11 protein-coding genes are annotated in these 11,634 nt (G+C 63.8%); 4 read left to right on the plus strand and 7 right to left on the minus strand.

All coding sequences use genetic code 11. The features are described from left to right. Positions 1–33: 33 nt before the first annotated feature. The 3 genes from H3V53_RS18465 to H3V53_RS18475 all read right to left on the minus strand — a co-directional run bounded on the left by H3V53_RS18465 (position 34) and on the right by H3V53_RS18475 (position 3,496). Complete coding sequence (locus H3V53_RS18465; RefSeq protein WP_336599188.1) at positions 34–1,455, minus strand: DUF2252 domain-containing protein; 1,422 nt, start codon at positions 1,453–1,455, stop codon at positions 34–36. Between the two features lie 312 nt (positions 1,456–1,767). Further along, positions 1,768–2,700, minus strand: a complete 933-nt coding sequence (locus H3V53_RS18470; RefSeq protein WP_336599189.1) for a glycosyltransferase family 4 protein — start codon at positions 2,698–2,700, stop codon at positions 1,768–1,770. A 7-nt stretch (positions 2,701–2,707) separates the two neighbouring features. After that, positions 2,708–3,496: a hypothetical protein gene (locus tag H3V53_RS18475; RefSeq protein WP_336599190.1), complete on the minus strand. Its 789-nt coding sequence runs from the start codon at positions 3,494–3,496 to the stop codon at positions 2,708–2,710. A 344-nt stretch (positions 3,497–3,840) separates the two neighbouring features. Here H3V53_RS18475 and H3V53_RS18480 point away from each other — a divergent pair, with 344 nt between their 5' ends. Next, complete coding sequence (locus H3V53_RS18480) at positions 3,841–4,401, plus strand: hypothetical protein (RefSeq protein WP_336599191.1); 561 nt, start codon at positions 3,841–3,843, stop codon at positions 4,399–4,401. 175 nt (positions 4,402–4,576) lie between these two features. Continuing rightward, the gene (locus H3V53_RS18485) at positions 4,577–5,203 is read left to right on the plus strand and encodes a LysE family translocator (protein ID WP_336599192.1); all 627 of its coding nucleotides are present in this window, start codon (positions 4,577–4,579) and stop codon (positions 5,201–5,203) included. A 93-nt stretch (positions 5,204–5,296) separates the two neighbouring features. On the opposite strand, the gene H3V53_RS18490 is transcribed toward H3V53_RS18485, so the two are convergent. From H3V53_RS18490 to oxlT, 3 genes are all read right to left on the minus strand, one after another. Further along, on the minus strand, positions 5,297–6,748 hold the full coding sequence (locus H3V53_RS18490) for an aldehyde dehydrogenase family protein (protein WP_336599193.1): 1,452 nt from the start codon (positions 6,746–6,748) through the stop codon (positions 5,297–5,299). A gap of 67 nt (positions 6,749–6,815) precedes the next feature. Next, entirely contained in the window at positions 6,816–7,838 is a 1,023-nt protein-coding gene (locus tag H3V53_RS18495; RefSeq protein WP_336599194.1) for a LysR family transcriptional regulator, read from the minus strand. Positions 7,839–7,874: 36 nt separating this feature from the next. Beyond that, positions 7,875–9,215 carry an oxalate/formate MFS antiporter gene (gene oxlT, locus H3V53_RS18500; RefSeq protein WP_336599195.1) on the minus strand — a complete coding sequence of 447 codons (1,341 nt, stop codon included), beginning with the start codon at positions 9,213–9,215 and terminating at the stop codon, positions 7,875–7,877. Positions 9,216–9,565: 350 nt separating this feature from the next. On the opposite strand from oxlT, the gene H3V53_RS18505 reads away from it, so the two are divergent. Together H3V53_RS18505 and H3V53_RS18510 are read left to right on the plus strand one after the other, a co-directional pair. Continuing rightward, the gene (locus H3V53_RS18505; protein WP_336599196.1) at positions 9,566–10,510 is read left to right on the plus strand and encodes a LysR family transcriptional regulator; all 945 of its coding nucleotides are present in this window, start codon (positions 9,566–9,568) and stop codon (positions 10,508–10,510) included. A 99-nt stretch (positions 10,511–10,609) separates the two neighbouring features. Then, the gene (locus tag H3V53_RS18510; protein WP_336599197.1) at positions 10,610–10,867 is read left to right on the plus strand and encodes a hypothetical protein; all 258 of its coding nucleotides are present in this window, start codon (positions 10,610–10,612) and stop codon (positions 10,865–10,867) included. A 75-nt stretch (positions 10,868–10,942) separates the two neighbouring features. Here H3V53_RS18510 and H3V53_RS18515 read toward each other — a convergent pair whose 3' ends face one another. Then, complete coding sequence (locus tag H3V53_RS18515) at positions 10,943–11,494, minus strand: NADP transhydrogenase subunit beta (RefSeq protein WP_336599198.1); 552 nt, start codon at positions 11,492–11,494, stop codon at positions 10,943–10,945. Positions 11,495–11,634: the final 140 nt, after the last annotated feature.

The raw sequence follows: 11,634 nt of genomic DNA on the forward strand, positions 1-11,634 counted from the left end.
GGCTATGGCGCGCACGCCATCGAACCCAAAAAATCACACGCGAAAATCGGCGCCCATGTCTTCGTCGGTGCGCGCCTCGAGCTCGCCGCTGCGGCACGCCTTCATGAACGCGTCATAATCGCGCTCGACCTGATCGGCATACGCTGACGCATAGTCGGCCAGCGCTTCGGCGAACTGGTCGCTGCGGCCGATATACGCGCTGATCTCGATCGCCTTGCCGCTCGCCTTTGCGTGCGCGCGCGCCAGTGCCCAGCCGCACAGCCGCGCATAGCCGTTGAGCTGGTCGACGTCGAACAGCTCGATGCCGGGCGTGAGCTTCATGTCGCGCAACTGCCGGAAGTAGAAATGCCGCCCCGACGGCCCCGTCGACCAGCCGAGGAAGATGTCGCTGGCGGCCTGCAGCATCCGCTGGCCCATCACGACACGCTCGCCTTCGTGCTTCGGCTCCTGCTTGCGCGGCCCCGCCTTGAAATGTTGCGCGATCACCGAGCGGCGCGCTTCCTTTGCCTGCAGGAACAGCGGCTTGCCGTGCGGATCGGCCGTCAGCAGCACGAGACAGCGCGTGCCCACGCTGCCGACGCCCACCACCTTGAACACCAGATCGTGCAGCGTGAAGTGATCGAGCAGCTCGCGGCGGTCGTCGTTGAGCGTCTTTCGATAGCCGTCGTACATATCGCGAATCAGCTTGCGCCAGTCGCCCAGCCTGAACCAGTCGTCCTCCGCCTCGAACAGCGTGCTCGCGCCGTGCACGTGGAACAGTCCCGGCGGCATGTCGCGCATCACGTAGCGCTCGCCGTCGTGCTCGGCGAGCTTCTCCAGCATGCTCTCGTGCGTGCGCGTGCCGGCCTTCTCCATCGCGCGGCGGATCAGCCGGCGGTTCTCGGCGTTCACGGCCATGTCGACCATGCGGTCGAACGTGATGCGCTCGTACCACAACTCGAGCGCGCCGCGTTCTGCGTACTGCGCCATGCGATCGCGATACTGGTTGGCGGCCGTCATCACGAGATCGTGCGCGGCGCCGCGGCTAAAGCGCATATGCCGCGCGGCTACCACGAAGCTCGCGACGAGCCGCTTCAGGTCCCACTCGAACGGTGCAGTGGACACTTCGTCGAAATCGTTCAGATCGAAGACGAGCTGACGCTCGGGCGTCGCGAAACCGCCGAAGTTCAGCAGATGCGCGTCGCCGCAGACGGGCAGCGTGAGCGTCGTATGCGGCGTCATGCTGAGATCGTGCGCCTGAAGGATGGCGCTGCCGCGAAAGAACGTGAACGGCGACACGGCCATGCGGCCGTAGCGCAGCGGAACCAGTTTCCCGACGCGCCCTTCGCTGCTTTGCCGCAGGAGGTCGATGGGATGGCGATGCAGTTGGCCGAGCGCGCGGTGGCCGGAGCGTCGTGCGTGTTCGCGGGCCGCGCGCCCGATGGCCTGCCGTTCCGCGATGGTGCTGGCCTTCATGCTTTTCTCCGTTCTTGTGTATCGGCTTGCATCGGGGTGCGCTGCGACCGCGTGCGGCGCGTCTGCGCCACGGCCCGGACGGCGGGTGTTGCGCCGCACAGCGGCGCGTTGCCCGTCCCGGTCGATGTTGCGGATCATCGACGTCCATCGGATCGACTGTATTAAATCCTGTGGCGAAGTGACGCGCAAGTCTGCCCCGGCGGGCATCGGCTGCATTGTGGAATTCTTGAATGTCTTAGATATGTCTTACTTCGACCGCCTCCGCTTCAAGAAGGGAGGCGCCGCCGCCCGTTGCGGACGACGGCTGCGGCGTTACAGCAAGCCGCGCAGATACGCGTCCCATTCGCGGATGCGTTGATCCCACGAATAGAAGCGCGTGAAATATTCGACCTGTTGCATGCGCAGACGCTCGTCGCCGGCGCGACGCTGGCGGACCGTATCGATAACCGCATCCAGCACGCCTGCAAAACGCTGCGCGTGATCGTGCATGTTTTCGGTGAACGGATACAGCCGCGCGAAGTTCGCGCACGTTTCGGGCAGGCCGCCATACGCGGCGCACACGGTGAGGCAGCCGGCCGACATGGCTTCGATGGCGGCGATACAGCTCGTCTCGGGTTCGATGTTCGGATACGCGAAGACGTCACACTCGGCGAGCGTGCTGCGCACCACGGCGTTCGGCTGCGCGCCGTGATAGCGGATGCGCGGATGCGCGCGGCATCGTTCGAATAGCGGACGATATGGCTCGTCGCGTGCCGTCCAGTCGTAGATGCTGAAGCTCGAGAAAACATCCAGCTCGATGTCGGGATGGCGCATCGCGAGATGCTCGAACACAGGCACGAGGATGGCGAGGCCGCGATCGGGCGTGGTGTGATAGATCAGGCGGACGCGGTCGCTGCGTCGCGGGCGATACGGGCCGAACGGTTCGATCGCGTTCTGCAAAACCATCATCTCTGCGTACGGCACACGCGGAATCATCTGATACAGCGCTGCCTGGTAATGCGACACGCAGACAATGCCCGCAAAAAGCGCGCGATTGTCCGCGTGTTCAAGAAAGCTCGCTTCCTCGATACTCGGTTTGTCGTGCAGCCAGAGAATGCGCTTGCGGTCGGGCGCGAGCGATCTTACGCGCGACGGAATGATCTGAAACTGTCGCGCCAACTCTGGGTCGAGTCGCGCATGCAGCGCCTGCAACATCAGCTCCGTGCCGCCGCGCGCGCGCACGCTGAGTTCGTTGGCTTCCATCATGGCGCGTTCAGCTTTCGCCGCCGATCGCCGTTTCCGGGCTCGCCGCGAGCGATGCGCCGAAGTCGCCGTCCCACGTGTACAAGCCCTGATGCGACAGTTTCGAGCGCGTATCGACGAACACCCGGCCGCCTACGTCGCGCCAACGGCGGCAGAACGCGTAGTCTTCGGACAGATAACGGCCCGTCGCCGGCTCGACCATCACGTCGAAGAAGCGATAGCAGCGATCGTAAAGCGGGGAATCGGGCGGACCGTCAGGCACGTATTTCAGCTCGGGCAGCCGCGCGATCATCGTTTCGATCGCGCTGCGGCGAATGCACATGAAGCCCGTCGGCGCTTCGCTGACTTCGAGAAAACCATCGCCGTCGGCGGCGGACGACACGCCGTCGTGAGCGTTCACGGGATAACGCAAATACCGTGCGGCGAAGGTGTCCCGCGAGAGCCCGGCGGGCAGCGCCGCCGGCCAGTCGAACCGCTTGAGCGGATAGACGCCCGCCACGACGTCGCGGTCGGCCAGCAACAGACGGAACGCCTGATCGGCGGAAAAGCCGATGTCCGCGTCGATCCAGAAAAGATGCGTGTAGCTCGCGTCGAGCAGAAACTCGGCGACGGCCTCGTTGCGCGCGCGCGTGATCAGGCTTTCGCCCGAACGGATTCGCACCACGCCCTGCATGCCCGCTTTCCACAAGCCGTTGTTCAACGCGAGCAGGCTATTCGCGAAGTTCGACGCAACGTTACCGCCGTAGCACGGCGTCATGAACAGCGGTTTCATCGATTGGAGTGCGGATGGATCAAGCATGATGTCGTGTGCGTTGAGATAGGGGAGTAAGTCAATGAGTATCGCTGACCATCCAAAAAAAGACCGTAAGAACACTCTTAATGAGAAACAAGGCGCTCTCTATCACGATAGCTCGACGGCAAGCTGATCGCGTGCGTCGACCGAAATCACACCTCAGCTGAATCGCGTGACATCGATTCGGCCACGCGCGCCTTTACGCCGATCATTTTTCTGCTGATACCCACGCAATTTCTGACGCGCGGCCGGCTTTTTTAGGATAGCTCTCATATTCAATGACAGAGCGGCGCGACACACTCCTCGCTTTCGACTACCGCCACGCAGCCTTATTCCGCTGCGCCACCGCCGTGAATCCGCTTCCGCTCAAACGCTCCAGCCTTGCCTGCTTCGCGCTGCTCGCCTCGGCGTGCTCGTTCTTCGTGCCTCGCAGCGCGTCGACGCTCAACCCGACGCCCGCCGACAACGCCCTCGTCATCGCCTCCGCGCACGATTTCGCGTACATGCCCGCGCGCGACGGGCATATCACCTTCGACCGCATCGCCAACACGGCGACGACATCGATCCTGCTGAAAAAAGGCGTTGAACCGGCCGTGCGCGATGCCATCGTGTCCGCGTGGCGCAAGTCGGGCATCGCCGTGACCACGCATGACAAGCTGGTGCTGAGCGGACGCATCGAGGCGCTGTCAGTGGACGACGTACGCCCGAGCGCGGCGTGGACGATGACGATGCGCTACGTCGTCACCAACGCCGCGACGCAGGAAACGGTCTACGTGCAGAGCAACACGATCCATCTGTTCCGCCAAAAGTTCACGAACCCCGCCTTCGCCCTGGACGACCTCGTGATGCTCAGCATCGATACGATGGTCAGAGACCCGTCGTTCCGGCGCGCGCTTCAGCCCGCGTCGTAACGCCGCCTGCGTCGCCCGCGCGAGGCGTCCTTTGCACTGCGGCGCGGCCGCGGCCCGCCGGCATTTCGCTACAATCGGATCTTCCACTTTCCAAATCGCCGCAAGCCCGCTGACCTCGGTGAGCCCGATGAGGCACCCCGTGGCGCCCCGCGGCGGTCCGTCCGAGCGAGCCATCATGTCTGTCACCGCCTGGCTGTTTTTTCTTCCCGCGTGCTTCGCGATCAACATGGCGCCGGGGCCGAACAATCTGCTGTCGATCAATGTCGCGGCGCGTCACGGGTTCGTCACGGCATTCATCGCGGGCAGCGGGCGGCTCGTTGCCTTCGCCGGCATGCTGGTGCTGGCCGCGACGGGCCTCGCCGTGGTGCTGCACGCCTCCGCGCTGTTCTTCCTCGCGATCAAGCTGACGGGCGCCGCCTATCTGATCTGGCTCGCCATCCAGCTGTGGCGCAGCGACGCCGGGCCGATGGACGCGATCAAACAGGACGACGCGTCGCTGTGGCGCATCGCGCGTCAGGAATGCTTCGTCGCGGCGGGCAACCCGAAGGCGATTCTGGTGTTCACCGCGTTCCTGCCGCAATTCATCGATATTTCGCAGCCGATGCTGCCGCAATTCGCCGTGCTCGGCGCGAGCTTCCTCGTGCTCGAATGGGTCGCCATCGCGCTGTATTCGTGGGCGGGCATGCATCTGGGCAAATGGCTGACGCGCGCCGCCGTGCGCCGCTGGTTCAACCGCTGCTGCGGCGCGTTTCTCGGCGCGATCGGCGTGAGCTTCTTGCTGGTGCGCCGCACGGCGGGGTGAGCGAAAGCCTTTTCGCTTTCCTGCGCCGCGACCAGGCAATAAAAGAGGATCGGGCGCCACGCGCCCGATCCTCTTTTCATTGCATCGTTCGGATCAGTGTTCGATCGCGAGCCAGATCGCTTTCGGCTCCGTGAAGTTCTCGATGGCGACGTCGCCGTGTTCGCGGCCAAAGCCCGAATCGCCCGAACCGCCCCACGGCAGGCGCACGTCCGTGTACCCGTAGGTGTTGATCCACACAGTGCCCGCCCTGAGCGCGTGCGCGACGCGATGCACGCGGCCGATATCCGCGCTCCACACGCCCGCCGCGAGACTGTACGCCGTGCCGTTGGCGATGCGCACGGCGTCCTCCTCGTCGTCGAAGCGCACGACGCTCGCCACCGGCCCGAAAATTTCCTCCTGCGAAATGCGCATGTCGTGCTCGACGTTCGCAAACACCGTCGGCTCGACGAAGAAGCCCTTCTGTCCGATGCGCGCGCCGCCCGTCACCATCGACGCGCCCTCGCCCTTGCCGATGTCGACGTAGTCGAGCACCGTTTTCATCTGTGCGGCCGACACGAGCGGCCCCATCGTCGTGTCGCGTTCGGCTGGATCGCCCACCTTGATTGCCTTTGCACGCGCCGCGAGCCGCTCGACCACATCGTCGTAGACATCGCGATGCGCGAGAATCCGCGAACCCGCCGAGCACACCTGGCCCGTGTTGAAGAAGATGCCCGACGCGGCGGCGCGCACGGCATTGTCGATGTTCGCGTCGGCAAAAATCACGTTCGCCGACTTGCCGCCCAGCTCCAGCGTCACGCGCTTGAAGTTGCCCGCCGCGCCTTGCAGGATGCCGCGGCCGACGGACGGCGAGCCCGTGAACGTCACCTTGTCGATGTCCGGATGCGCGACGATGGCGTCGCCGACCACGCGCCCCTTGCCCGTCACGATGTTGAGCACGCCGGGCGGCACGCCCGCTTCCAGCGCGAGTTCGCCGACGCGCAGCGCCGACAGCGGCGTGATCTCCGCGGGCTTCACGACCATCGTGCAGCCGCACGCGAGCGCGGGTGCGATCTTCCACATGCCGATCATCAGCGGGAAATTCCACGGCACGATCGCGCCGACCACGCCGACGGGTTCGCGCACCGTGTAAGTCAGCGCGTCGGGCCGCACGGGCACGACCTGGCCGTTGATCTTGTCGCACCAGCCGGCGTAGTAGGCGAGCGTGTCGATCGCGGAGGGGACGTCCTGACGTTTAACGGCGGCGAGCGGCTTGCCCGCGTCGAGGCTTTCGAGCGCGACGATGTCGTCCTGATGTTCGCGCAGCAGTTCGGAGAAGCGCATCAGGATGCGGCCGCGCTCGGCGGCGCGCATGCCGTTCCACACCTTGAGCGCGGCGCGCGCGGCTTTCACGGCCGTGTCCACGTCCTGCGCGCTGCCTTGTGCGACGAGGGCTATCGGCTCTTCCGTCGCGGGGTTGATGTTGATCGAGTATTCGCCCGTGCCGGGCGGCACGCGTTTTCCATCGATGAGAAGGTCATGGCGTCTGAGGTCGGTTTCAGTGTCCATCTCGTGCTCCTTGCGATTGGCGATGTTGCGTCTGCCGATCCGATGGCTGAGCCGCCCAAACCCGCCGCTATGAGGTACGCATCAGCGCCTCGTCATCGGGTATGCGCGGCATCGGTTCGTGTCTGATCCCCTGTGTAGTGTGAGTAGCACACGCTGCGCCCGTGCTCGCGATCACGCCGGCGGCAGCGGCGTTCTCCTGGCCCGCGAACAGCGACCACACGGCTTGCGCGTTCGGACGCAGCGAGCGGTTGCGGCGGCGCACCAGCATCGTTGTGACGGAGACTTCGGGCACCAGCGGACGCGCGACCAGCGACGCCGGCAGCGCCGCGGCTTGCGGATCGACGGGCAGCACGCCGATGCCCAGACCCAGTTCGATCATGCGCAGTGCGGCGGCGAGATGGCCGCATTCGTTGGCGCGCTGTGCGTCGATGCGATGCGTGGCGAGCGCGCGCCCCGCCATGTTGCGCGTGCCCGCTTCCGCGTTCAGCGTGACGAGTTGCGTCACGTATTGGGAATCGCGCAGCGCCTCCCAGCGCAAGGCGGCGCCCGATGCAAGCGGATGCGCTTCCGGCAATACCGCGCAAAGCGGCGTCGATACGAGCGGCTGGGCGTGGAAGGCGTCGGCGAGCGCGAGATTCGCGTCGCACAGCACGCCGAAGTCGACCTCGCCTTGCTCGATGGCGGCGAGCACGGCGTGCTGCGGCTGCTCCTTCGCGGTGACGATCAGCTCGGGGAAAGCGGCGGCACTGCGCGCGAGCCGCTCGGGCAGCCAGCCCGACGACGTGACGGGATCGCAGGCGACCACTACGAGGCCCGTGTGTTCTTCGTGCGCAGCGCGCTCTTCGCGCAACGTCAGTTCGATTTCGTCGATCAGCCGGCTGATGCGCCGCTCGAGCCGTGAGCCCGCCGTCGTCAGTTCGACCTGACGCGTCGTGCGATCGAACAGGCGCAATGCGATCGCCTCTTCGAGTTCGCGCACGCACCGGCTCACGGCCGACTGCGTCAGATCGAACTCGCGCGCCGCGCGGGTGAAGCTGCGCTGGCGCGCGACGGCGACGAACACCTTCAATTGCTGCAGCGATACGTTCATGCGTTCAGGTCGCCATGTTGAAGTGTGACGACGGGTTTATTCGCCCGTCTGTTCCGGCCAGTGACGCAGGCCCGGTCCGTTTGCCGCGAGTTCCGGTTCAAGTTCGTGCGACGCCTCGTTCGAGGAAGCGATCCAGCGTGCCCGCATCGGCGCGAGAATGAACTTCGCCGACACGCCCGCCGCAATCGTGACCACGGCCGACACGATGAAGACGAGGTTCCAGCCGCCCGTCGCCGCGAGGACGGAAGCGATCGGCACCACCAGCGACGCCGTGCCCTTCGCCGTATAGAGCGTGCCTGCGTTCGCCGCCGCGTACTTGCTGCCGAACGTATCCGCGCAGATTGCCGGGAAAATCGAGAAGATCTCGCCCCAGAACAGGAAGATCAGCGCCGCGAAGGTCATGAACGCATACGGGTTCTGGCCATATTGCATCAGACCGAGCAGCGCGAGCCCTTCGCCGATGAAGATCGCGAACATCGTGTTCTCACGGCCGATCTTGTCCGAGATGAAGCCGCACAGCGGACGCGTGAAGCCGTTGCAGATGTTGTCGATCGACAGTGTCATCGTCAGCAGCGGCAGCGTCATGCCGAACATCGTCATCGGCAGCTTGGCGAGACCCCAGTCCTTCGCGATGGGACCGATCTGCGCCGTGGCCATCAGGCCGCCCGCGGCCACCGCCACGAACGATACGTAGATCACCCAGAACACGGGCGCCTTGATCATCTGGCCCGGCGTGTAGTCCGTCTTCGTGACGGCGAACTTGCGCTTCGCGGCGGGCGCCTTGACGCCGTCCGGCTTTCTCAGCATCAGCGCGAGCAGGAAGATGCATACGCCTTGCAGAATCCCGAAGAACAGGAACGTGTGCTCATAACCTGTGCGCGTAATCATGTTCGCGATCGGAATCACGGTGACGGCCGCACCCGCGCCGAAACCCGCCGCCGTCAAACCGGCTGCGAGACCGCGCTTGTCCGGGAACCACTTCAGCGCATTGCCGACGCACGTGCCGTACACGCCGCCCGCGCCGATACCCGCGATGACAGACGCAACGTACAGCTCGGGCAGCGTTGTCGCGTACGAGTTCATCACCCACGCGAGACCCGCGCAGATCGCGCCGCCCGCCACGACGGGACGCGGGCCGAAGCGGTCGACGAGCCATCCTTCGACGGGCACGAGCCACGTCTCAGTCAGAATGAAGATCGAGAACGCAAGCTGCACTTCGGCCTGTCCCCAATGATGCTTGGCGCTCATCGGTGCGACGAACAGTGTCCACGCATATTGCAGGTTGGCGACGAGCGCCATGCACAGGATGCCGAATGCTAGTTGCCACCAGCGGCTGCGCCAGAACGCAACCGGAGCTTGCTGAGAAATGCTGTTCATGTGCCTGTCTCCGCTATCTATTTAGGGCAGCCGGCCAAAGCGCCGGTCTGTATGCATGCCACCTTATAGTTGTGTCCCGTTCGTACTGCTTCGGGCGTATTTCTCAATGCAATTTCCAGTACTTCTTTTCTAAAAACCTTTAAGCCGATTTACTGTCTGCTTTATCGGTCTTTTAAACATCAGACGTTCTTCCGTGTTCGCCGACTCTTCGCCGGAGCCTTGTTTTTAAGCGTTAACCCGATGCCTGTGCCACGTATCGTCCATTACAGAATCCATGCTAGGGTCATTGCTGAATTACTGATAATTAAAGTTTGTTACCATGAAGATTCATCTTCGCTTATACATCTGCCATGACAATGCGTAACGCGACCCTGCGCCAGTTGAAGGTCTTCGAAACGGTGGCGCGGCATCTGAGCTTCTCGCGCGCGGCGGAGGAACTGCATCTCACGCAGCCCGCCGTTTCCACCCAGGTCAGGCAGCTCGAAGAGCACGCCGGCCTGCCGCTTTTCGAGCAGCTCGGCAAGAAGATCTACCTGACGCCGGCGGGCACCGAGATGCTTCACTACAGCCGCGCGATCATTCAGCAATTTCATGAAGTCGACGAAGCGATGGGCCAGCTCAAGGGCGTATCGGGCGGCAAGCTGAACGTCTCGGTGATCAGCGCGGGCGACTACTTCTTTCCGCGTCTGCTCGCCGAATTCACGCGCCGTTATGCGGGCGTCGAACTGAATCTTGCCGTGCACAACCGCGAAGAACTGCTGCATCAGCTGTCGACCAATCAGACGGATCTCGCCGTGATGGTGCGGCCGCCGCAGGGACTGGATGCGATCAACGAAGTGTTCGCGCCGCATCCGTATGTAATCGTCGCGGCGCCCACGCATCCCCTCGCGAACAAACGCAACATCAAGATCAGCCAGCTCGCGAGCGAGGCGTTCGTCGTGCGCGAGCGCGGCTCGGATACATGGAATTCGATGGAAGAAGGCTTCGCGGGGCGGCTCACCAACCTCAAGATCGCGATGGAGATCAAGAGCACGGAGACGATCAAACAGGCGGTGATCGCGGGGATGGGCATCGCATTTTTGTCGGCGCACACGATCAGCCTCGAATTGCAGGTCGGACATCTCGTCGTGCTCGACGTCGAAGGCTTTCCCGTCATGCTCAACTGGTACGTCGTGCATCGCAAGAACAAGCGGCTGCCGCCCGTTGCCGTCGCGTTCAAGCGCTTTCTGATGGAAGAAGGCGCGAACCTGATCGAGCAGATTACGCGCGTGAACCAGTTGGCCGTCCATAAATGACCCGCTATGGATTGCCAATAAAACTTTAACTATTGCAGATTCGTTGCGGCTTCTATGCTTCTGTCGAACCCGGTCACTCGACTGCATGGGAGCCTTGCGATGAACCAGTCTGCCGATCTGCACAACGAAGCGCTGCTGAGCGCCTACAACGCCGCGTTCAGCGAACTCGGTCTGCGCTTTCGCTGGAGCCAGGCCACGCTCGATTTCTTCGACGACGTCAGCAATGAACTTGCGCGCATTACCGCCTACATCGAGCGCTTTCATTCGCATCTGCTCAACGCCTATGACGCCGACTTTCTCGCGCAACTGATCTTCGACCGGAAGAACCAGTTCTATCGCGAGTCCGTTGCGCAATGACGCAGGGTTGCAGTTCATCGATGACTCTCTTCGACGCCCGCGCTTTGGTGAAAGCGCGGGCGTCATGTGTTTTGCTCAGTAGCGTCTGACGTGATGGCGTTGGCGACTGCGTACGCGCATCGCGGCGTGCGTCAGATGCGTGCTGCGCGCCGACGAGACGCAGCGCGCCTGCGTGCGGCGCGTCGAGACCGTCCATGTCCAGCGCTGGGTGAAATCGTCGGCGGGCTGCATGCGTGCGGCGTCGCCATCCCATGCGAGGCGAAACGATGCCGCGCGGCGCGCCGCCATACCGCACTGTGCGGGCGCCCGATGCTCATGCGATGTCAGCATCACGTGCGCCCCTAGCGCGGCTGCAAGCAGACTCACGGCGAACAGCGCGGCAGCGCCCGGCAATTGCGCAGGCTCGTTGACGAAAGCGTAACCAAGCCAGATACACAATCCCAACGCGAGCATATCGACGACCTTGTCGCCCGCCGCGCCTTGCCGCACGCTGCGCCCGCCATGCACGAGCCGGTTGACGGATACCGTCGACGCGATCGCGAGCAGCAATGCGCCCGCGAAAACGAATACGCACAACTCCAGTCGCTCGAGTCCCGACCACGCGATGAAGCCCGACCATTCCGGCATGTCATCTCCTCGTTTGGTGTATTCGTGTTCGTTGTTCGTTGTCAGATCGCGCCGCACGCCTTGAGCGCGTCGATCTGCGCGGGCGAATAGCCGAGTTCGGCCATCACCTCGTCCGTGTGTTCGCCCAACAGCGGCGAGCG

Origin of the sequence: Paraburkholderia bengalensis, assembly GCF_037126505.1 — a bacterium.
In the GTDB taxonomy this organism is placed as follows: Bacteria; Pseudomonadota; Gammaproteobacteria; order Burkholderiales; family Burkholderiaceae; genus Paraburkholderia; species Paraburkholderia bengalensis.

Excerpts from the sequence above, each read along its gene's own strand:
- H3V53_RS18515 (WP_336599198.1), bottom strand. The coding sequence starts at position 11,494 with ATGCCGGAATGGTCGGGCTTCATCGCGTGGTCGGGACTCGAGCGACTG.
- H3V53_RS18475 (WP_336599190.1), bottom strand. The coding sequence starts at position 3,496 with ATGCTTGATCCATCCGCACTCCAATCGATGAAACCGCTGTTCATGACG.
- H3V53_RS18465 (WP_336599188.1), bottom strand. The coding sequence starts at position 1,455 with ATGAAGGCCAGCACCATCGCGGAACGGCAGGCCATCGGGCGCGCGGCC.
- H3V53_RS18470 (WP_336599189.1), bottom strand. The coding sequence starts at position 2,700 with ATGATGGAAGCCAACGAACTCAGCGTGCGCGCGCGCGGCGGCACGGAG.
- H3V53_RS18490 (WP_336599193.1), bottom strand. The coding sequence starts at position 6,748 with ATGGACACTGAAACCGACCTCAGACGCCATGACCTTCTCATCGATGGA.
- H3V53_RS18495 (WP_336599194.1), bottom strand. The coding sequence starts at position 7,838 with ATGAACGTATCGCTGCAGCAATTGAAGGTGTTCGTCGCCGTCGCGCGC.
- H3V53_RS18505 (WP_336599196.1), top strand. The coding sequence starts at position 9,566 with ATGACAATGCGTAACGCGACCCTGCGCCAGTTGAAGGTCTTCGAAACG.
- H3V53_RS18485 (WP_336599192.1), top strand. The coding sequence starts at position 4,577 with ATGTCTGTCACCGCCTGGCTGTTTTTTCTTCCCGCGTGCTTCGCGATC.
- H3V53_RS18510 (WP_336599197.1), top strand. The coding sequence starts at position 10,610 with ATGAACCAGTCTGCCGATCTGCACAACGAAGCGCTGCTGAGCGCCTAC.
- oxlT (WP_336599195.1), bottom strand. The coding sequence starts at position 9,215 with ATGAACAGCATTTCTCAGCAAGCTCCGGTTGCGTTCTGGCGCAGCCGC.